The sequence below is a fragment of the Duganella alba genome, from assembly GCF_009674495.1.
GTDB lineage: Bacteria > Pseudomonadota > Gammaproteobacteria > Burkholderiales > Burkholderiaceae_D > Rugamonas > Rugamonas alba.
In genome coordinates this window covers 60,504-81,233 of sequence record NZ_WKJN01000011.1, presented here as the reverse complement: position 1 = coordinate 81,233, position 20,730 = coordinate 60,504, and the positions used below count along the sequence as shown (strand labels likewise).

20 protein-coding genes are annotated in these 20,730 nt (G+C 62.1%); 13 read left to right on the top strand and 7 right to left on the bottom strand.

Annotated features, from left to right (window positions below):
- The first annotated feature begins 51 nt into the window (after positions 1 to 51).
- Together GJ695_RS13255 and GJ695_RS13250 are read left to right on the top strand one after the other, a co-directional pair.
- A complete protein-coding gene (locus GJ695_RS13255; RefSeq protein ID WP_154365442.1) occupies positions 52 to 1,494 on the top strand; it encodes a dihydrolipoyl dehydrogenase in 1,443 nt (480 codons plus the stop codon).
- Positions 1,495 to 1,585: 91 nt separating this feature from the next.
- The gene (locus GJ695_RS13250) at positions 1,586 to 2,722 is read left to right on the top strand and encodes an HD-GYP domain-containing protein (RefSeq protein ID WP_154365440.1); all 1,137 of its coding nucleotides are present in this window, start codon (positions 1,586 to 1,588) and stop codon (positions 2,720 to 2,722) included.
- On the opposite strand, the gene GJ695_RS13245 is transcribed toward GJ695_RS13250, so the two are convergent.
- The gene (locus tag GJ695_RS13245; RefSeq protein WP_154365438.1) at positions 2,719 to 3,201 is read right to left on the bottom strand and encodes an SRPBCC family protein; all 483 of its coding nucleotides are present in this window, start codon (positions 3,199 to 3,201) and stop codon (positions 2,719 to 2,721) included. The two genes, GJ695_RS13250 and GJ695_RS13245, sit on opposite strands and share 4 nt — an antisense overlap.
- A gap of 144 nt (positions 3,202 to 3,345) precedes the next feature.
- Here GJ695_RS13245 and GJ695_RS13240 point away from each other — a divergent pair, with 144 nt between their 5' ends.
- Both GJ695_RS13240 and GJ695_RS13235 read left to right on the top strand, forming a co-directional pair.
- Entirely contained in the window at positions 3,346 to 5,424 is a 2,079-nt protein-coding gene (locus GJ695_RS13240) for a UvrD-helicase domain-containing protein (protein ID WP_154365436.1), read from the top strand.
- Positions 5,421 to 5,630, top strand: coding sequence for a SlyX family protein (locus tag GJ695_RS13235; RefSeq protein ID WP_154365434.1), 210 nt, complete (start codon positions 5,421 to 5,423; stop codon positions 5,628 to 5,630). The genes GJ695_RS13240 and GJ695_RS13235 overlap by 4 nt, the downstream gene beginning before the upstream one ends.
- Here GJ695_RS13235 and GJ695_RS13230 read toward each other — a convergent pair whose 3' ends face one another.
- On the bottom strand, positions 5,631 to 6,098 hold the full coding sequence (locus GJ695_RS13230; protein WP_154365433.1) for a heme-degrading domain-containing protein: 468 nt from the start codon (positions 6,096 to 6,098) through the stop codon (positions 5,631 to 5,633). It lies immediately after the preceding gene.
- A gap of 369 nt (positions 6,099 to 6,467) precedes the next feature.
- On the opposite strand from GJ695_RS13230, the gene GJ695_RS13225 reads away from it, so the two are divergent.
- The 4 genes from GJ695_RS13225 to GJ695_RS13210 all read left to right on the top strand — a co-directional run bounded on the left by GJ695_RS13225 (position 6,468) and on the right by GJ695_RS13210 (position 8,280).
- Entirely contained in the window at positions 6,468 to 6,878 is a 411-nt protein-coding gene (locus tag GJ695_RS13225) for a GGDEF domain-containing protein (RefSeq protein ID WP_154365432.1), read from the top strand.
- A gap of 81 nt (positions 6,879 to 6,959) precedes the next feature.
- Entirely contained in the window at positions 6,960 to 7,406 is a 447-nt protein-coding gene (locus GJ695_RS13220; protein ID WP_154365430.1) for an SRPBCC family protein, read from the top strand.
- A gap of 24 nt (positions 7,407 to 7,430) precedes the next feature.
- Positions 7,431 to 7,679: a hypothetical protein gene (locus GJ695_RS13215; RefSeq protein ID WP_154365427.1), complete on the top strand. Its 249-nt coding sequence runs from the start codon at positions 7,431 to 7,433 to the stop codon at positions 7,677 to 7,679.
- A gap of 25 nt (positions 7,680 to 7,704) precedes the next feature.
- On the top strand, positions 7,705 to 8,280 hold the full coding sequence (locus tag GJ695_RS13210) for a TMEM175 family protein (RefSeq protein WP_154365425.1): 576 nt from the start codon (positions 7,705 to 7,707) through the stop codon (positions 8,278 to 8,280).
- On the opposite strand, the gene GJ695_RS13205 is transcribed toward GJ695_RS13210, so the two are convergent.
- On the bottom strand, positions 8,270 to 9,574 hold the full coding sequence (locus GJ695_RS13205; RefSeq protein ID WP_229260486.1) for a DUF6630 family protein: 1,305 nt from the start codon (positions 9,572 to 9,574) through the stop codon (positions 8,270 to 8,272). The genes GJ695_RS13210 and GJ695_RS13205 overlap by 11 nt on opposite strands.
- A gap of 12 nt (positions 9,575 to 9,586) precedes the next feature.
- A complete protein-coding gene (locus tag GJ695_RS13200) occupies positions 9,587 to 10,276 on the bottom strand; it encodes a hypothetical protein (protein ID WP_154365423.1) in 690 nt (229 codons plus the stop codon).
- A gap of 268 nt (positions 10,277 to 10,544) precedes the next feature.
- On the opposite strand from GJ695_RS13200, the gene GJ695_RS13195 reads away from it, so the two are divergent.
- Both GJ695_RS13195 and GJ695_RS13190 read left to right on the top strand, forming a co-directional pair.
- Entirely contained in the window at positions 10,545 to 12,674 is a 2,130-nt protein-coding gene (locus GJ695_RS13195) for a M3 family metallopeptidase (protein ID WP_229260487.1), read from the top strand.
- A 14-nt stretch (positions 12,675 to 12,688) separates the two neighbouring features.
- The gene (locus GJ695_RS13190; protein ID WP_154365421.1) at positions 12,689 to 14,815 is read left to right on the top strand and encodes a M3 family metallopeptidase; all 2,127 of its coding nucleotides are present in this window, start codon (positions 12,689 to 12,691) and stop codon (positions 14,813 to 14,815) included.
- A gap of 52 nt (positions 14,816 to 14,867) precedes the next feature.
- Here GJ695_RS13190 and GJ695_RS13185 read toward each other — a convergent pair whose 3' ends face one another.
- The 3 genes from GJ695_RS13185 to GJ695_RS30100 are packed head-to-tail and all read right to left on the bottom strand — an operon-like array spanning position 14,868 to position 17,473.
- A complete protein-coding gene (locus GJ695_RS13185) occupies positions 14,868 to 15,740 on the bottom strand; it encodes a hypothetical protein (protein WP_154365419.1) in 873 nt (290 codons plus the stop codon).
- Complete coding sequence (locus GJ695_RS13180) at positions 15,733 to 16,959, bottom strand: hypothetical protein (RefSeq protein ID WP_229260488.1); 1,227 nt, start codon at positions 16,957 to 16,959, stop codon at positions 15,733 to 15,735. Before GJ695_RS13180 ends, GJ695_RS13185 begins: the two co-directional genes overlap by 8 nt.
- Positions 16,952 to 17,473, bottom strand: coding sequence for a PAAR domain-containing protein (locus tag GJ695_RS30100; protein ID WP_229260489.1), 522 nt, complete (start codon positions 17,471 to 17,473; stop codon positions 16,952 to 16,954). Before GJ695_RS30100 ends, GJ695_RS13180 begins: the two co-directional genes overlap by 8 nt.
- Here GJ695_RS30100 and GJ695_RS30095 point away from each other — a divergent pair.
- From GJ695_RS30095 to GJ695_RS13165, 3 genes are all read left to right on the top strand, one after another.
- Positions 17,472 to 17,822: a VF530 family protein gene (locus GJ695_RS30095; RefSeq protein ID WP_229260490.1), complete on the top strand. Its 351-nt coding sequence runs from the start codon at positions 17,472 to 17,474 to the stop codon at positions 17,820 to 17,822. The genes GJ695_RS30100 and GJ695_RS30095 overlap by 2 nt on opposite strands.
- Before the next feature lie 13 nt (positions 17,823 to 17,835).
- Positions 17,836 to 18,114 (top strand): DUF4404 family protein, encoded by a 279-nt coding sequence (locus GJ695_RS13170; protein ID WP_154365417.1) that lies wholly within the window; start codon positions 17,836 to 17,838, stop codon positions 18,112 to 18,114.
- Between the two features lie 90 nt (positions 18,115 to 18,204).
- Positions 18,205 to 20,604, top strand: a complete 2,400-nt coding sequence (locus tag GJ695_RS13165) for a YgiQ family radical SAM protein (RefSeq protein WP_154365415.1) — start codon at positions 18,205 to 18,207, stop codon at positions 20,602 to 20,604.
- The last annotated feature ends 126 nt before the right edge of the window (positions 20,605 to 20,730 follow it).

The window sequence follows — 20,730 nt, the reverse complement described above, 5'->3', positions numbered from 1 at the left end:
GTTTTGCCACAAAGTAAAACACGATTGGCAGTTCGGAGTAGACTTCTTCCCATGAAAATCCTACGCACTGAAGTCGCCGTGATCGGCGCAGGCACGGCCGGCATGACCGGCTATCGCGCCGCCAAGGCCGGCGGCAAGCAGGCTATCCTGATCGAAAGCAATGTCTATGGCACCACCTGCGCGCGGGTCGGCTGCATGCCGAGCAAGCTGCTGATTTCGGCGGCCGACGCGGCCCACACGCTGCATACCGCCGCCGACTTCGGCGTGCACGCGGGCGAGGTGCGCATTGACGGCAAGGCGGTGATGGCGCGCGTGCGCAGCGAACGCGACCGCTTTGTCGGTTTCGTGGTCGAGAGCGTGGACGCTTATCCGGCCGAGGACAAGCTGCACGGCCATGCCCGCTTCCTCGGCCCGACCCGGCTGCAAATCGACGACCACACGGTGGTCGAGGCCGAGCGTTTCGTCATCGCCACCGGCTCGACGCCGATCGTGCCGGACGAATGGCGCGCGGCCGGTCCGCGCGTGATCCACAGCGACGCCGTGTTCGATTGGGACGACCTGCCGGAATCGGTGGCGGTGGCCGGCACCGGCGTGATCGGGCTGGAACTGGGGCAGTCGCTGCACCGCCTGGGCGTGCGCGTGACCATTTTCGGCCGTGGCGGCAGCGTCGCCCAGTTGAGCGATCCGGAAGTGCTGGATGTGGCCCGCAGCGCCATGCTGGACGAACTGGACGTGCGCTTCAAAACCAGGGTGGTCAAGGTGGAGCAGCAAGGCGACGGCCTGGCCGTCACCAGCGAGGACACCAATGGCGACCAGCAGACCGAGCATTTCAGCTATCTGCTGGCGGCCATCGGCCGGCGGCCGAATGTGCATCATCTCGGACTGGAAAACACCGGCCTGCAGCGCGACCACCATGGCATTCCGCTGTTCAATCCGCAGACGATGCAATGCGGGGATAGCGCCATCTTCATCGCCGGCGACGCCAACAACGACCGTCCGCAACTGCCCGAGGCGGCCGACCATGGCCGCATCGCCGGCGAGAACGCGGCGCGCTTTCCGGACGTTCAGCCCGGCCTGCGCCGCACGCCGCTGGCGATCTCGTTCACCGAGCCGCAAATCGCCACCATGGGCGCCAGCTACAGCGAGCTTTGTATTACACACGCGGGCCGCTTTGCGGTCGGCAAGGTGTCGTTCGTGAACCAGGGGCGCAGCCGCGTGATGCTGCAAAACAAGGGCATGCTGCGCGTCTATGCGGAATACCAGAGCGGCCGCTTCCTCGGCGCCGAGATGATCGGCCCGCGCGCGGAAAACATCGGCCATCTGTTGTCCTGGGCAGTGCAGGCCGGGCTGACGGTGGACGCCATGCTGGACATGCCGTTCTACCATCCGGTGGTGGAGGAAGGCGTGCGCAGCGCGCTGCGCGATCTGGCGCACCATCTGCAACATGAGCCGGTGCATGACTGTCCTTGCGTCGATTGCACACCTGCGCCTTGATTGTTATTGTTAAATCAAAGATACAAAAATTTTACACACGCGCCCCTGAAAAGCCGTATGCTGCCGGATCGATAGCATCTTTATCAGCTTAATGAACATACGCAAAGTCACAGCGGCCGATTTGAAACTGGGCATGCTGCTGCCGTGGGATGTCTACGGTGAAAATGGCGCTTTGCTGGTTCGCAAGGGACATATGATCGCCAGCGCCAACCAGATCGCGTATCTGGTCGAGCGCGGCGTGTTTGAAGACGGCGTGCCGCCCGAGGCGCCGCCGGAACCGCCATCCGTGCTGCGCAAGCTGAACGCGGCATATCTCGAATTGCACACCCTGCTGCAAGCGGTGTCGCAGGGCGTCGCGCCGGCCGATTTCTGCCGCAAGCTGGACGATATCGCCCTGCTGGTCCACGCCGCCGTGGACCTGAACGCCGACATCGCCACCGCCAGCGTGCTGCACAACCAGCAGCAGGCGCCGTATGCGGCGCGCCACAGCGTCAATACAGCGGTGATCGCGGTGCTGCTGGCGCGCGCGCGCCAACGTTCGCGCAACGACGTCATGACCGTCACGCTGGCCGCGCTGACCATGAACACCGGCATGCTGGCGCATCACCAGCGCTGGCATGACAGCAGCGCGCCGCTGAATGCGGACGACCGCGCCCGCATGCTGGCCCATCCCGAACTGAGCGTGCAGCTGCTGCGCGCCGCCGGCGTCAACGACGAGGCGTGGCTGAGCTGCGTGCTGCACCACCACGAAAACGAGGACGGCACCGGCTACCCGCACGGCAAGGTCGGCGCGCAGATTCCGCTGTTGTCCAAGCTGGTGGCGCTGGCCGACCGCTATTGCGCCCGCGTGTCCGAGCGCCGCTACCGGCCGGTGATGACGCCGAACGGCGCGCTGCGCGACATGCTGCTGGAAGCGCGCACCACGCTCGACACCAACCTGGTGTCGCTGGTGATACGCGAACTGGGCATCTATCCGATCGGCACCTGGGTGCGGCTGATCAACGGCGAGGTGGGCGTGGTGGCGCGGCGCGGCTTGCAGTCGACCACGCCGCATGTGGAATCGGTGCTGGGACCGCGCGGCGCGCCGCTGGACGTATTCCTGCAGCGCGACACGCGCAGCGAACTGCATACCATCCGGGAGGTATTGACCAACGCGCAGGTGGCCGCGCTGCACGTCCCGCCGCTGCGCATGGCGCAGGTGTGGGGACGCGCGGCCGTCGCCGATTAGTTCAGCAGCGCGTCCAGCCGGCCTTCCTGCGCCAGGTTGCGCAGCATGCCGATGGTGTCGATGTCCGACTCGACGTAGGCCGAACGGCGGAACTCGTCGTACATGGCGTTGGCCGCATCGGTGGCGGCGTCATGGCTGTCCTCGTACTGGAAGCGCACGAACAGCGCGTTCTCGCTCGGCGTCTCGATGGTCATGGTCAAACTGGACTCGGCGATGTCCTGCTGCGCCGCCACGCGGTAGCGCACCTGGCGCATCGGTTCCAGCTCGACGCGGTCTTCCACCACCAGCTCGCCGTAGCGCAGGCGGCGGCGGAAACTGTTGTCGGTGCGCTCGTCGATGATGGATTCGTCCAGGTGCGGCACGAACAGCTTCGGCGATTCGGCGCGCAGCACCAGGCCGCGCCAGACTTGCTGGACGGTCAGGGCGTCGATCAGCGGGTTGAGCGGGTCGTTTACTTCGATTAAGTGTTCAAATTTCATGATTGCAACCAGAATAAGGTTAGGCGGTGGCCCCATGTCCGCATGTTAGCGCATTGTCAGCAACCCTACATGCGGCATATCAGTGGCGGCCGCGGCGACTGATACAATGTGGGGCTGTTCTCCCGTTTTCCTAGCCCTCACTCCATGTCCACCAAAGTTCCCGTATTCGGCCTTAACTTGCCGCAGAGCCAGGCTGTTACCTACCTGGATGGTCCGTGCCTGGTGCTGGCGGGCGCCGGCTCGGGCAAAACCCGCGTGATCACGCAGAAAATCGCCCACCTGATCGAGGACCGCGGCTACGATCCGCGCACCATCGCCGCGCTGACCTTCACCAACAAGGCGGCGCTGGAGATGCAGGAGCGGATCGCCAAGCTGCTCAAGCAGCCCAAGCAGGCCAAGCAGCTGACGGTGTCGACCTTCCACTCGCTGGGCGTGAAGATCCTGCGCCAGGAAGCCAACGGCGTCGGCCTCAAGGACCGCTTCTCCATCATGGACAGCGACGATTGCGGCTCGCTGATCCAGGATCTGGCGATCACCACCGACAAGCAGGCGGTGCGCCGCATCCAGACCGACATCTCGCTGTGGAAGAACGGCCTGGTCGACCCGCAGATCGCGCTGAACCAGGCCAAGGACGAGGACGAGGCGCAGTCGGCGCGCATCTACGCCAGCTACGTGGCCACGCTGTCGGCCTACCAGGCGGTGGATTTCGACGATTTGATCCGCCTGCCGGTGGAACTGTTCCGCAACAATGACCCGGTGCGCGACAAGTGGCAGCGCCGCCTGCGCTACCTGCTGATGGACGAGTACCAGGACACCAACACCTGCCAGTACGAGCTGGTCAAGCTGATGGTGACCGGCGTCGGCAAGAAGCCGATGTTCACCGCCGTGGGCGACGATGACCAGGCGATCTACGCCTGGCGCGGCGCCTCGGTGGAAAATCTGAAAACGCTGCAGACCGATTTCCCCAACCTGGAAGTGATCAAGCTGGAGCAGAACTACCGCTCCACCACGCGCATCCTGCAGGCGGCCAATGCGGTGATCGGCAACAATCCCAAGCTGTTCGAGAAGTCGCTGTGGTCCGAGCACGGCCTGGGCGAGCCGATCAACGTGCTGGCGATGGCCAACGACGACCAGGAAGCCGAGCAGGTGGCGATCATGATTTCGGCCGACCATTTCCAGCGCAAGAACAAGTGGTCGGATTATGCGATCCTGTATCGCGGCAACCACCAGGCACGCATCATCGAGCAGGCGTTGCGCAAAGAGCGTATTCCGTACACGATTTCCGGCGGCCAGTCGTTCTTCGACAAGGCCGAGATCAAGGACATCATCAGCTATCTGCGGCTGCTGGCGAACACCGACGACGATCCGGCCTTCATCCGCGCGGTGACCACGCCGCGCCGCGGTGTCGGCCAGTCGACCATGGAAACGCTGGGCACCTTCTCGGGACAGTGGCAGTGTTCGCTATTCGAGGCGGTGTTCAAGGGCGGCATCGAGGGCCTGCTGCCCGATCGCCAGCTGAATCCGCTGCGCGACTTCTGCAACTTCATCAACAACCTGGAAGCGCGCGCCAGCCGGCCGGGACCGAGCGGCAGCGGCGACAACGCGGCGCAGGTGCTGGATGACCTGCTGGAAGCGATCAGCTACGAAAACTATTTATACGATATGTTCGACGAGCGCGCGGCGCAGAGCAAGTGGCAGAACGTGCTGGAGTTCGTCAACTGGCTGAAGGATCGCGGCCGGGGCGGCAAGGACCGCGACGGCGAAGAGAAGAACGTGCTGGAGCTGACGCAGATGGTGGCGCTGATGTCGATGCTGGAAGGGCAGGACGAGGATCCGGACGCGGTGCGCATGTCGACCCTGCACGCGTCGAAGGGACTGGAGTATCCGCACGTGTTCTTGGTCGGCGTCGAGGAAGGCATCCTGCCGCACAAGGGCGACGCCGACGCGCCGGCCGAATCGATCGCGGCGCGGGTGCAGGAAGAGCGGCGCCTGATGTACGTCGGCATCACGCGCGCGCAGCGCACCTTGCAGATCACCTGGTGCAAGAAGCGCAAGCGCGCGGGCGAGCAGGTGCACTGCGACCCGTCGCGCTTTATCAAGGAAATGAAACTGGACGAGGGGACCGCCGTGCCGCTGGAAACCGAAGTGATCACGCCAAAGGAACGCCTGGCGCGCATGAAGGAACTGCTGGCCACCCCGAAACCCGACAAGGAACAACCATGAACACCGAAGACCGCTTCATCGAACTGGAAATCAAGCTGGCGCACCAGGAACACGTGGTGGAGACGCTGAACCAGCGCGTCTACGAGCAACAGCAGCAGATCGACAAGCTGGAACAGCTATGCGGCCTGCTGGTCCAGCGCGTGCGCGAAAGCGCGCAAGGGGGCAGCGGCGGCCAGCTCCCGCACGAGCGCCCGCCGCACTACTGATCAGGCCAGCACGGCGCGCAGGGCTTCGACGGCCAGCGCGTGGTCTTCCGCCTGGCGCAGGCCGGAGACGGTGACGGTGCCGATCATGCCGGTGCCCTTGATGGTGATCGGGAAGGCGCCGCCGTTGGCCGCGTAGTCCTGCGGGTCCAGGTATTTGATTTCGTCAAACGCCACGCCGCGGTGCTTGTGGTCGATGCCGATGTAGAACGAGCAGCGGCCGAAGCGCGCGACCACGTTGTTCTTGCGCCGTATCCAGTCGGCCTGGTCTGCCGCCGCGCCCTGCATCGCATGGTGGAACAGCACCTTGTCGTTGACGGTGATGTTGACCGTGATGATCTTCTGCTTGGCCTTCGCCAGCTCGACGATTTTCAGTCCCAGCGTCAGCGCGGTATCGCTGCTGAAGGCGGTAAATTGCAATTCTTCTTCCTGCTGCGTCAGTGTTTGCAGCAGTTCCGCGTAGTTTTCCATGCTTCCTTCCCAATCTTGAGGTGATGTCAGACCAGAGTGTAGCCCACGCGGGCTTGCTATACTCTTTCCCTGCGCACACAAATTTTCCTCCTCCATGCATATCGACGTCACTTCCCTGCTCATCGCCATGACGTTCAGCCATGCTGACCATGGCCGTGGCGTTGCTGGCGGTAATGGGCAAGGTCAACCTTGCCGCGCGCCGGGCGTAGCTCGGCATCAGCCTGCAGGCGTTGGGCTGGGTGTTGCTGCTGTCGTCCGGCCTGGTGACGGCGGCCGGCTACTGCGCCGGCTTCGACAGCTATCCGTTCCGCATCGGCTGGGCCAACGGCCTGCTGACCTTGCAGCTGGCGATGGTGGCGCTGGCTGCTGGTGACGTCGCTGCTGGTGCAGATGGCGGTGACCGCCGCGTGCGGCGTGCTGGGCGCGTTTTATACCGAACTGTTTCCGAATTTCTTTGCGCCGCATCCGGCCAACCTGCTGTTTGCGTTGGCCGCCAATGTCACGGTGGTGATGTCGATGGTGGCCATCCTGCTGGCGCACCGCGAGGAAGCCGCGCGTGAGCTGGAGCGGCTGGCCTGCACCGACGGCGTGACCGGCGCCCTCAATCGTCGCGCCTGGACGTCGCAGGCGGAGCAGGTGGTGGCCGACAGCCAGCGCCTGCGCGCCTGGCTGGCCGAAGCCGGACCGCGCGATCTGGGCCTGCCGCTGAATTACAGCGCGAAAATGCTGGGCCGTAACCTGACGCTGGACGAGCAGGCGCTGGAAGTGGAAATCAGGTAGCGCCGCGTGTCGATTTCCGGTAGCCTCGCTCGTCGTAGGCTGTAGAGGGCTGTCCTCTGACTTCTTTTGAGGGAATCGATCATGACTACCAATACCGTACAATTGCAACGCGTGCTCAAGGCCACGGCGGACCGGGTGTACCGGGCGTTCCTTGATCCGGACGCGCTGGCCAAATGGCTGCCGCCGCACGGCTTCGTCGGCAAGGTGCACGAAATGGACGCCAGGGTGGGCGGCAAGTACCGCATGCGCTTCACCAATCTCACCACCGGCGGCAGCCATTCGTTCGGCGGCGAATACCTGGAGCTGGTGCCCGGCCAGACACTGCGCTACACCGCGCAGTTCGACGATCCCAACCTACCGGGCCAGATGCAAACCACCGTCACGCTGCGCGAAGTGTTTTGCGGGGTGGAGATGAAAGTGGTCCAGGAAGGCATCCCGGCCGTGATCCCGGTGGAAGCGTGCTACCTCGGCTGGCAGGAGTCGCTGCTGCTGCTGGCCCAGCTGACCGAACCTGAAATCCGTGAGTAGCGAGATATTTTCCCAAAGGATGAGATGAAACCGTGGGCGGTCATGGCGGACAGGCTGCCGGGCTACAAGCCTTTTACCAAGGGCAGCTACGTCGCCGAGTCCTGCATGGCAGCCTTGAAAGATGCAGTCTACCTGCCGTTCCAGAAGCCCGAGGTCGTGCCGCAAGTCCGCAGCCTCCTTGACGCCTGCGAGGTCAAGGGATCGCGCGAGGCGGTGGGCCAATGTATCAAGAGCGGCTTCACCTCGCTGCCGCTGGAAAAACTGGATAAGTAAGCTAAATATTTTTGTTGGAGTGTCGATGGGCAAGGGACGGTTGGAAGCATTCAGCGATGGCGTGATCGCGATCATTATTACGATCATGGTGCTGGAATTGAAGGTGCCGCATGGGGCGGATTTCGCTGCGCTGCAGGAACTGTTGCCGGTGTTTTGCAGCTATGTGCTGAGCTTTATCTACGTGGGTATCTTCTGGAACAACCATCACCACCTCCTGCATGCGTCGACGGTGGTGGATGGCCGCGTGCTGTGGGCGAATCTGCATTTGCTGTTCTGGCTGTCGCTGGTGCCGTTCACCACCGGCTGGATGGGCGAGAACCAGTTCGCGCCGCTGCCGGTGGCGCTGTATGGCGCCATGCTGTTCATGTCCGCCATCGCCTATACGATGCTGGAGAAGGCGCTGATCGTCTGCAACCCGAGCGACGCGGTCGTCACCATGGCACTGACCAAGGAGCGCAAGGGAATCGCTTCGGCGGTGATGTATTTGCTGGCGGTGCCGGCCGCCTTCCTCCACGTGTGGCTGTCGTTCATCCTCTATGTGCTGGTGGCCATCCTGTGGTTCCTGCCGGACCGTCGTATCGAGGCGCGCTTCAAGTCTTAAGTGACACCAGCAGCGGGATTTCCAGCGCTTCGGACAGTTCAAGCAGTTCGTCGCGGTAGATGCTGCGCACCAGCACGGCGTGCCAGGCATCGTCCTGCAGGTCGATCTGGACCACGCTGTAGCCGCGTGCGGGGCTTTCTTCCTCCCAGGTGTGCAGCATGGCCTCGCAGCGCGCCGGCCCTTGCGGCGGCGCGAGCGGTCCTTCAAATGGCGGCAGGCCGCGCGCTTCGTTCAGGCTGCTGATCTGGGATTCCAGTGAGTCGTCGTCCTTGATATCGGCGTGCACGGCGATGTCGTTGTCGAACAGGGCGGACAACAGTTCTTCCGGATCCCGCACCTTGCGCAGTTTGCCGGTGATTTCCAGCACGCTGTCGGTGGCGCCGATGTCGCCATCGGCCGCCAATTCCACCCAGCGCGCCAGGTTTTTGCGCTTGCTGTTGGCCAGGTCGGCCTTGACCGGCGGCGGTGGTGCGATCACTTCGACGCCGGCGCCCACATACTCGCCGCGCCAGCCGTCGCGCGTGCTGCGGATGTGGGCGCGGTAGTAGTCCACCAGATCGCGCGGGTAATAGGGATGCGTGTTGAAGGCGCTGTCATCGATGTCGTACAGCGCACACGCGAGCGCGACTTCAAACGCGAAATGGCGGAACCAGCGGTCGCTGTCGGGCATGTCCTTGAGGTTGGGCTTCCAGCCGAACGGGCGCATGATGCGTGTCCACTGCTGCATGTGCTTGGCCATGGCGGCCGGCCGCTGCTGCGGCGGCAAGGCCAGTACGCGCACTACCGGGTCCAACCATATCTTCTGGTATTTATCGGACTTGTATTTCTTTTGCACCTTGTGGCGCGGATTGACGGCCAGCAGCATCAGGTCGTACAGATAGCTCTGGCAATCCTTGTAGGATGAAGTCATCTGACGGATCATTTCCATCAACTCCGGCTCCGGCAGCAACAGCATGGCCAGCGTGATGTAAGCAAAGGTGCGCCGGTGCTTGCCGTCCAGCGGGCTGGCATCGGACCATTCGCCGCCCTCATAGGCGCGCACATAGGCCATGTCGGCCAGCATGCGCGGCGTGCGCAGCTGCAGGGTGGCGATGATCTCGTCCAGGCTGGCGCCGATGCCGTACATGAGGTGCACATGTTCCTGGTCGCCGACATAGCGGCTGGCCGTGCGGTAGGCCTGGTTATACGGCGGCAGCGCCGCGAGAATTTGTTCCCAGTTGGTTTCGCTCTCGACGTCGCGGCCGAGATGGAATTCGTAGCGCTGGGGATGGCCGGCGGGATCGCGCATCTTCATGGGGATTGTTTTCTATCGGGGTTGGCATTGATCGGCAATGCGGGTCCAGCGCTGGACGCTGGTATCGCGCATGGCGACTTGATTGGTATAGCCTGGCTTCATGCCGATGCTGGCCAGCTGGGCTTCCAGCGCCGCCTGCCGCTGCGGCAGCTCGGCCAGCATCCGTTTCGCCTGCTGGCGCTCCTGTTCGCTGGCGCCGTGCCGCGCCATTTGCTCCAGCATGGGTTTGAGCGCAGTAACGTTGGGCACGCCGCCCATGATCTCGGCCGCGTGGCTGACTTGCCAGTGCGTGCTGTCCAGCCGCTGGAACACGATCGACATGCGCCCGGTCTGGCACTGGTGCACCAGCGTCAGGCTGTCGCCGCTGACGGTTTCGGACAGGTTCTTGCACACGGCCGGCAACATGTACGAGGGCAGCGGCGCGGCTTTGGCGGGGCGCGGCGGCACGCAGGTGGTTTCCGGCTGGTCCAGCGGCAACTGGCGCGTTACCTGCTGGTCCGGCGCGATGTAGGTGCTGGTTTCGGTGGCGCCGCTGCGCTGGGTGCGTATGCCCAGTGGCTGCCGGGTGTGCATGATCGTGGCATCGGCCTCGATGCTGTACAGGCCAGGCGGCGGCATGATGCGCGCGTAGTCGGCCTGACTGACGGCGGCCGCATTGGCTGCGGCCAGCAGCGCAGCGATGGCGAGATATTTATTTTGCATGCTTTTAATGTAATTTCGTGGCGCGACGAAGTCAATTGTGCGGACCGTGATTGCATTGGCGCATCTCCTATTTCATATGACATTAGACGGGAATTTACAAAGAGGCAAAGTATTCTTCGGAAAACAGCCCATGATTCCAAGCAAGTGCAGTGCAGCATTATTTGCCAGTGACCACGCCGCATCACGCTGCTATGATCTATCGCTTCCATGCTGAACTTTTGAGCACTTCAGCATTTTTCCTGCCCTTCATAAGAGAAAAGAGATCTTCATGACCCGTCCTCATATGCTTGTTGTTGCTGCCGCCCTGGGCGTAGCGTTTTCGCAAACCGTACTGGCGGCGCCGGCCGCCGCCCTGGCCGGCAATCCGCTGGCCACCGCCAGCAGCCTGCCCTTTCACTATCCGGCATTCGACAAGATCAAGGACGAACACTTCATTCCGGCCTTCAATGAAGGCATGCGCATCCAGCTGAAGGAAATCGACGCCATCGCCAACAGCAAGGCGGCGCCAAGCTTCGACAACACCATCGTCGCCATGGAAAAATCCGGCGCGCTGCTGACCCGCGTGCAAACCATCTTCGGCAACCTGCAAGGCGCCAACACCAACGACAAGCTGGACGCCATCGACAGCGAAATGTCGCCGAAGCTGGCCGCGCACGCGGACGCCATCTACCTCAACGCCAAGCTGTATGCGCGCGTGAAATCGTTGTACGACAAGCGCACCGCGCTCAAGCTGGACGCCGAATCCGAACACCTGCTGGAGCGCTACCACACCGACTTCGTGCGCGCCGGCGCCAACCTGTCGGCCGCCGACAAGGAAAAGCTGAAAGCCATCAACGGCACCATCGCCAAGCTGCAAACCACCTTCACCCAGAATGTGCTGAAGGAAACCAACGCTTCCGGCCTGGTGGTCGATACGCGTGAAGAACTGGCCGGCATGAGCCCGGCAGCCATCGACGCTGCCGCTGCGGCCGCCAAGGCCAAGGGCATGGACGGCAAATTCCTGGTTGCCGTGGTCAACACCTCGGGCCAGCCGCCGCTGGCGGAATTGACCAACCGCGCCGTGCGCGAAAAGCTGATGGCGCTGTCGCTGGCGCGCGGCAGCCATGGCGGTGAATTCGACAACCGCGAAGTGGTGCTGAAGATCGCCAAGGCGCGCGCCGAAAAGGCCACGCTGCTGGGCTACGAAAACTTCGCCGCCTACTCGCTGGAAGACCAGACCGCGCACGATACCGCGTCGGTCAACAAGCTGTTGAGCGAACTGGCCAAGCCGGCCGTCAACAACGCGAAAAAAGAAGCGGCCGACCTGCAAGCGGTGGTCGACGCCGACAAGGGCGGTTTCAAGATCGGCGCCGCCGACTGGGCCTTCTACACCGACAAGGTGCGCGCGCAGCGCTTCGCCTTTGACGAGAACCAGCTGAAGCCTTACTTTGAACTCAACAACGTGCTGACCAACGGCGTGTTCTACGCGGCCAACAAGCTGTACGGCCTGTCGTTCAAGGAGCGCAAGGATCTGCCGGTGTACAACCCGGACGTGCGCGTGTTCGATGTGTTCGACGCCGACGGCAAGCAGCTGGCCATCTTCATCGCCGACATGTACGCCCGCTCCAACAAGCAGGGCGGCGCCTGGATGAACGAGTACATCTCGCAATCGTCGCTGCTGGGCACCCACTCGGTGGTGGCCAATCACCTCAACATTCCGAAGCCGCCGGCCGGCGAGCCGACGCTGCTGACCTACGACGAAGTGAAGACCGCCTTCCACGAATTCGGCCACGCGCTGCACGGCATGTTCTCCAACGTGAAGTATCCGCGCTTCTCCGGCACCAGCGTGCCGCGCGACTTCGTCGAATATCCATCGCAGGTCAACGAGATGTGGGCCGTGTGGCCGGAAGTGCTGGCCAACTACGCCAAGCATTACAAGACCGGCGAGCCGATGCCGAAGGAACTGCTGGACAAGGTCATCGCGTCGAAGAAATTCAACCAGGGCTTCCTGACCACCGAGTACCTGTCCGCATCGCTGCTGGACCAGCGCTGGCACCAGCTGACGCCGGCCCAGATCCCGACCGACGTGCTGGGCTTTGAAGCGCAGTCGCTGAAGGACATGGGTGTCGACTTCGCGCCGGTGCCGCCACGCTACCGCACCACCTACTTCTCGCACAGCTTCTCGGGCGGCTACTCGGCCGGCTACTACGCCTACCTGTGGTCCGAGAAACTGGATGCCGACACCGTCGAATGGTTCAAGGAAAACGGCGGCCTGCAACGCAAGAACGGCGACTGGTTCCGCGCCAAGCTGCTGTCGCGCGGCGGCACCGACGATGCGATGAATTTGTTCCGCAACTTCCGCGGCCGCGATCCGGTGATCGAGCCGCTGCTGGAACGCCGCGGGCTGACCGGCAAATAAATAAAGGATATCGAATGAACCGTACCAATATGATCATCGCCGCCGGTGTGGCGGCTGTTTTCGGCGCCGCGCACGCGGAACCGGCGTCGATGCTGCCGGCATCGAATCCGTTTGCCAAGCCAAGCACGCTGTCGTTCGGCTATCCGGCCTTCGACAAGATCAAGAACGAGGACTATGCGCCGGCGTTTGAAGAAGGCATGCGCCAGAACGCCGCCGAAATCGAGGCGATCGCCAACAACAAGAAGCCGGCCACCTTCGACAACACCATCGTCGCGATGGAGAAGTCGGGTCAGTTGCTGTCGCGCGTATCGAGCGTGTTCGGCAACCTGTCCGGTGCCAACACCAACGACACCTTCAAGGCGCTGGAGCGCGAGCTGTCGCCGAAACTGGCCGCGCACAGCGACGCCATTCGCCTCAACGGCAAGCTGTATGCGCGCATCAAGTCGCTGTACGAGCAGCGCGACAAGCTGCACCTGGATGCGGAATCGAAGTATCTGCTGGAGCGCTATCACACCGATTTCGTGCGCGCCGGCGCGCAGCTGTCGGACGCCGACAAGCAGAAGCTGAAAGCGATGAATGCGGAACTGGCCAAGCTGCAAACCACCTTCGCGCAGAACGTGCTGGAAGAAGCCAACGCCTCGGCGCTGGTGGTCGACAGCCGCGAGGAACTGGCCGGCATGCCGGACAAGGCGATCGACGCCGCCGCTGCCGCCGCCAAGGCCAAGGGCCAGGACGGCAAATTCCTGATCCCGGTGGTGAACACCACCGGCCAGGCCAATCTGGCGGTGCTGACCAACCGCGCCGTGCGCGAGAAGCTGATGGCGCTGTCGCTGGCGCGCGGCAGCCACGGCGGCCAGTTCGACAACACGCAGGTGGTGCTGTCGCTGGCCAAGCTGCGCGCCGAAAAGGCGGCGCTGCTGGGCTATCCAAGCTACGCCGCCTACGCGCTGGAAGACCAGACCGCGCACGATCCGGAAGCGGTCAACAAGATGCTGTCCGAATTCGCCCGTCCGGCCGTCGCCAATGCCAAGAAGGAAGGCGCCGAGATCCAGCAGGTGATCGACAAGGAAAAAGGCGGTTTTGAACTGGCCGCGCAGGACTGGTCGTTCTATAGCGACAAGGTGCGCGCCGAGCGCTTCAACTTCGACCAGAACCAGTTGAAGCCTTACTTCGAACTGAATAACGTCATCACCAACGGCGTGTTCTACGCCGCCAACAAGGTCTACGGCCTGACCTTCAAGGAACGCAAGGACTTGCCGGTCTATGATCCGGACGTGCGCGTGTGGGACGTGTTCGACACCAACGGCAAGCAGCTGGCGATCTTCATCGGCGACTACTACGCCCGCTCCAACAAGCGTGGCGGCGCCTGGATGAACGCCTACGTGTCGCAATCGTCGCTGATGGGCACCCATCCGGTGGTGGCCAATCACCTGAATATTCCGAAGCCGAATCCGGGCGAGCCGACGCTGCTGACCTACGACGAGCTGCGTACCGCCTTCCACGAATTCGGCCATGCGCTGCACGGCATGTTCTCGAACGTGAAGTACCCGCGCTTCTCCGGCACCCGCGTGCCGCGCGACTTCGTCGAGTTCCCGTCGCAGGTCAACGAGATGTGGTCGGTCTATCCGGCGGTGCTGGCCAACTACGCCAAACACTACCAGACCGGCGCGCCGATGCCGCAGGAACTGCTGGACAAGGTGATCGCGTCGAAGAAATTCAACGAGGGCTTCCGCACCACCGAGTATCTGGCGGCGTCGATCCTGGACCAGAAATGGCACCAGCTGGGCGTGTCGCAGATGCCGGGCGACGTGCTGACGTTTGAAGCGTCGGCGCTGAAATCGGCCGGCGTCGATTACGCGCCGGTGCCGCCGCGCTACCGCACCACCTATTTCTCGCACGTGTTCTCGGGCGGCTATTCGGCCGGCTACTACGGCTACCTGTGGTCGGAGAAGCTGGACGCCGACACCGTCGACTGGTTCAATGAAAACGGCGGCATGCTGCGCAAGAACGGCGACTACTTCCGCAAGATGCTGCTGTCGAAAGGCGGCACCATGGACGCGATGCAAATGTACCGCAACTTCCGCGGTCGTGATGCGAAGATCGAACCGCTGCTGGAACGCCGTGGTTTGACCGAGAAGTAATCGTAACGGCGGGACCGTTTAGTCTCGGTCCCGCATTCGACTTTTGGATCGCTCAGTCCTCATCCATCTCGTGCAGATCGTCGTAGTAGTTTTTGTTTGGATATTCAGGCTGATATGGCGGTGGAACAGGCATCGGGTAGCGGTGCTTCCGGGTCCATGTCTGTATGTCACCGATCACGCCGGGCTTTTCTCCGGCTGGACATTCATGTAGGCAAAGCCAGGTTTTGCCATTCATGCCGATGACCGGTTTGGGGGCATCTTTGAAACGGGACCAGCCGACGAATTCGCCAATGAAGTTGCCGCGTTTGGTATAGGTGGTAACGTCGATGTAGGGACGTTCGTCATTGAACAGCTGCGCAGTCCATTCACGGCAGCCGAAGTCACCTCGTTTGTCGCCGCTCCTCCACTCATCCTCGTAACGCAGGGTATCGAGCATCGTGCATGGTCCTGGTGCGAAAGCCAAGTTGCCCGGAATACCTTGCGACCAGAACAGCAGTTCATAGGGTTTTGCCATCGGCGCTGTGCGTTGTACCAGTACGAGATTTTCTAGCGCCGATAGTTTCCCCGAGAATTTACGCAATTCGCCGTCAGGAGTAGTGACGTCGCCTTGCTTGTCGAAGGCGATAATGCCGGTGGTGATGGTTCGCGCGTCAGGGGTGACAAAATTGGCTGTCGGTTTGATCAGTTCCAATGCGTCGAGATAGACGTAGTTTTTGCCTTTTTTCCCGTCCAGCGTATTCTGTAATTTTGCCAATCTATAGCCTTCGGCATAGCGTTGCTGGGTATTGGTAAACAAAAGATAACGTACTTCCCAAGGAACATTGAGCCATCGGCGTGAAGGTGAGTCATCTTGCAATCCTGCCGCCTGAATATTGTCCAGTAGGAGTAACAGGCTGAAAAGAACCATGCCAGTTTGCTTATTCATATATCTTGGGCTCTCTGATGGTGATATGTAAATGATGGGCATGCCCCTGTTCGGTTTTGCTCTGCTGTTCATTGATGGACCGGCTGGTATTGCTGTGGGTGTTCAAATCGATGTACCATGGATCTAATAGCTGCCCAACAACTGGCTGGATGCGCAGGCCTTCTCGCAGGGCACTCATCACCTTGGGCTGGGTTTTGTCCATCTCCTCGACGCGCTCATTGCGCTTGTTGCGCGCGGCTTGCGTGGCCTCCTGATCGGATTTATTGTTAGCGTGTGCTTGCAATGCCAGGGATTCGTTGCGCAGTTTTTTTTCTGCATCCGAGACATATGGATTGTTGGAGTGCCCTTTAAAAAGCAAGCCGATACGATTGATTTTCACTTTTTGAGTCGGCGTGGCGATGTAGCAAACGTCGAGTCCGAGGCCAGCGCGGTGGGCGATGGAGCCGTAGCATGGGCGCCAGCAAGAGGTGATCAACATGTCGGTAATACCCAGCTTGCTGGCCTCCTTGAACAGGGCTTCAAATGCCCATGGATGTGTGCGTGTTAGGACATCTGCTGTTGTGGAGATGCCAGCAATGTTTTTCTGTGGGTTGCCGCCCTCCTCAAAGGCGACGTTCAGCGTTTGTACGCAGTCTGCGGTTTTCATCGTCAGCGGTATTTGGAGTCTGGCCGATTTCAGTCCGCGATAAATGCTGCCAATGGCCTGCCTGATCTCAACCGCAGTATCTGAGGCCAGCAATTTTTCGGCCTCCACTTGCGTGTAGCGATGGGAGACGGTCATCCAGATGTTGCCGGTCAATGGCGCCTGATAGCAGTCCTGCGCCAGCTCACCTGGCTTATCCGGGCCGCGTGTCGACGGTGTGCCGACGACTGGCCGAAGATCGGCATGCTGGCCGGTTTTCTCCGTGATCCTGATCAGCACATGGTTGTTGCCCACCTCTACCGCATATACCGGTGTACTGCGATGATCCGGATGAACGTCGCTGTTGAGATAGAGAGCAACCGTGCTTCCCACATTGACCGTGCGCATGATCTTCCGTGAGCGGTCAAGCTTGTTCAACTTTCCGTCGATTTTTCCGTTGATGACAACAAGATAGGGTATTGCCACGCCAGCATCCGTAGCCTTTGTGTCAAATTCGTAGCACACCGTGCGCTTGGCACAGACAGGGACTGTCTTGACGGCGGCGCTGGCGTCGAGCTTGCAGGCGGCGTCAGTCATCGTGGATCTCCGTTTCCCAGTAGAGATGGACGGTGTCCGGAGTATGACTGCTGACATGCTGGGTGTAGCCATCTTGATCGGTGACGCCGCGTACGATGCTTCCATCGGGGAGTTCGATGCGGTACGGCAGGCCGGCGACCGGCTGGCCGGTGGTTTCGTCGACGGCGCGGAAGGCGCCACTGTATTGCGCGCGATCCTTGGCGACGGGGGCGGCGGCGCTGGATGGCGCCGCCGCGCTACCGCCGCCGCCATCGTCTATCACCATCTGCTGCTGCGTGGCGATCAGCTTGGCGCCGCAGGCGGTCTTCATGCCGTCCACCGCGGTGCCGATGCCGGCGTAGGTGTGGAAGTCCAGTCCTTCGATGATGGGAAATGTGCCCTTGCATTGCGGGCAGAAAGTCTTGTGCCCCAGCTGCGCCACGGCGCGGCCGTTGGTGGTGACCAGTTCGTTGCCTTCGAGGACTTTGCCGCCATGGGAGGTCGGGTCGCCTTTGCAGATGACGGCGCGCATCATGAGCTTCTCCAAGGAAAAAGAAGTCACTCTAGAGCGCCGCGCTGCCGGCTATACTGATCTGGCACAAAAGCTTGCGTTAAGCATCACACTGGAATGTCGGCCACTTTGTGTACAATCATCCCAGCCTTTGATTTTTGAGTACGATATGAACAACCAACTACACGGCGTGACGCTGGAAGCGATAGTGACCCGTCTGCATGAACATTACGGCTGGGAACAACTCGCGCAGCGGATCGATATCAACTGTTTCAGCAGCGATCCCAGCATCAAGTCCAGCCTGAAGTTCTTGCGCAAGACGCCGTGGGCCAGGACGCAGGTCGAAGACCTGTATCTGGCCACCACATTCTAAACAGGGAACGATTATGGACAGCAATCTGAAAACCTCGCTCAAGAGCCTGCACGCCAACCTGGCCAATGCCGGTCCGGTCGATGAGGAACTGCAGGAGCTGCTGCGACAGCTGAACGGCGATATCCAGGCGCTGCTGGAACGCGGCGCCGAACAGCCGGCCCCCGGCGAGTCCACCACGTACGGCCTGGCGGAGCGCTCGCAGGAGCTGTCGGCCAAGTTCGCCGCCAAGCATCCGACGCTGGAGTCGGGCCTGCGCGAGCTGGGCACGATCCTGTCAAACATGGGTATTTGATATCGTTTTCGCACAAGTGTTTGAAAAGTAAAAGGAAATTCACGACCGCGTGAGCGGAACGGGGCTAACTCCGGTACAATACGGCCCCATATGAACCCCCCTACTAATTTATTTGCGGCCGTCCCGAAGCGGTCTGCCCGCGCTGCCGTAGCGCCTTTCCTGCCGATGTCCCGTGAAGAAATGGACGTGCTCGGCTGGGATCAGTGCGACGTCATCCTGGTGACCGGCGACGCCTATATCGACCATCCGAGCTTCGGCATGGCCCTCGTCGGCCGCCTGCTGGAAGCCAACGGCTACCGCGTCGGCATCATCGCCCAGCCGGACTGGCTGTCGGCCGACGCCTTCCGCGCGCTCGGCAAGCCGCGCCTGTACTACGGCGTCACCGCCGGCAATATGGACTCGATGGTCAACCGCTACACGGCCGACCGCAAGCCGCGCTCGGACGACGCCTACACGCCGAACGGCGAGCCGAACAAGCGTCCCGACCGCGCCGTCACCGTCTACGCCCAGCGCTGCCGCGAAGCCTTCCCCGGCACGCCGGTGGTGATCGGCTCGATCGAAGCGTCGCTGCGCCGCATCGCCCATTACGATTACTGGTCGGACAAGGTGCGCCGTTCGGTGCTGTTCGAGTCCAAGGCCGACATGCTGATCTTCGGTAACGCCGAGCGCGCGCTGGTCGACCTGACCCGCCGCATGGCCGAAGGCGAAAGCATCAAGAATATCCGCGACCTGCGCGGCACCTCCTTCCTGGTGCCGGCCGGCTGGATGCCGAGCGAAGAGTGGGGCGTGCACAACAGCACCCGCGTCGACACGCCGGGCAAGGTCGACAAACATGTCGACCCGTACCTGATGGTCGAGCCGAACTCGCCGACCTGCGCCACCAGCAACGATCCGAACGCCAAGCCGGGCGAGGAAACCAATCCGGCCATGGTCGAGCCGACCAAGGCCGCCGCCCAGGCTGCGCCACCGCCGCCGTCCGAGTACAAGCCGATCCGCATCATGAGCCGCGAGGAACGCCGCGCCATGGAACTGGAAAAACACCACAAGACCGTGGTGCGCCTGCCGTCGTTCGAAACCGTCAGCAATGATCCGGTGATGTATGCGCACGCCTCGCGCGTGTTCCACCTGGAGTCGAATCCCGGCAACGCCCGCGCGCTGGTGCAGGGCCACGGCGACCGCGACGTCTGGATGAATCCGCCGCCGCTGCCGCTGCAGATGGACGAGATGGACAACGTCTACGACATGAACTACGCGCGCGGTCCGCACCCGAGCTACGGCAACGCCAACATCCCGGCGTGGGAAATGATCCGTTTCTCGGTCAACATCATGCGCGGCTGCTTCGGCGGCTGCACCTTCTGCTCGATCACCGAGCACGAAGGCCGCATCATCCAGAGCCGTTCCGAGCCGTCCATCCTGCGCGAAATCGAGCACATCCGCGACAAGACCAAGGGCTTCACCGGCATCATTTCCGACCTCGGCGGGCCGACCGCGAATATGTACCGCCTGGCCTGCAAGGACAAGGAAATCGAGACCACCTGCCGCCGCCTGTCGTGCGTGTACCCGTCGATCTGCGTCAACCTGGGCACCAACCACAATCCGCTGATCAAGCTGTACCGCCGCGCCCGCGCCATCCCTGGCATCAAGAAGATCCTGATCCAGTCCGGCCTGCGCTACGACCTGGCCGTGCGCTCGCCGGAATACGTCAAGGAACTGGTGACCCACCACGTGGGCGGCCTGCTGAAGATCGCGCCCGAGCACACCGAGTCTAACGTGCTGAGCAAGATGATGAAGCCGGGCATCGGCGCCTACGACGAGTTCAAGGCGCTGTTCGAGAAGTATTCGCTGGAAGCCGGCAAGAAGCAGTACCTGATTCCGTACTTCATCGCCGCCCACCCGGGCGCCACCGACGAGGACATGCTGAACCTGGCGCTGTGGCTGAAAAAGAACAACTTCCGCCTGGACCAGGTGCAGACCTTCATGCCGACGCCGATGGCCATGGCCAGCGCCATGTACCACTCGCGCCGCAATCCGCTGCACAAGGTCACCGACGATTCGGAGGAAGTGTTTACGCCGCGCAGCCTCAAGCAGCGCCAGGCGCACAAGGCCTTCCTGCGCTATTACGATCCGAAGAACTGGCCGATCCTGCGCGACGCCCTGCGCAACATGGGCCGTGGCGACCTGATCGGCACTGGCGAGCGCCACCTGATCCCGCCGTATGTGGTGGGGGAAGAGAACTTCAAGGCGTCGCAGGGCAAGCGCGCGATGCCGATGCTGGCGCCGGGCGAAGGCCGGCGCGAGCGCGGCCTGCCGGTGGGCAGCCGCGGCAAGCCGAACGCCCTGACCGGTTCGCTGACCGCGCGCGCCACCGTCGAGACCAAGGCCAAGCCGTCGATCCTGGACACCATCAAGATCAAGAAGGCGCCGCCGGCGCCGGCCAAGGGCGGCAAACCGGCCCGCGCCGCCGCCGCGCCGCCGCGTGGCCGCAAGTAATCCTGAAAAAGCACCCGCGGGTGCTTTTTTTTCGCATAAATTCTCAAAAGAAATGTTGTTAAATCACCGTATCGCTGCAATTACGTGGATAATTCAGTCCTGCTCGTGCGATGCGTGGACGCTGTG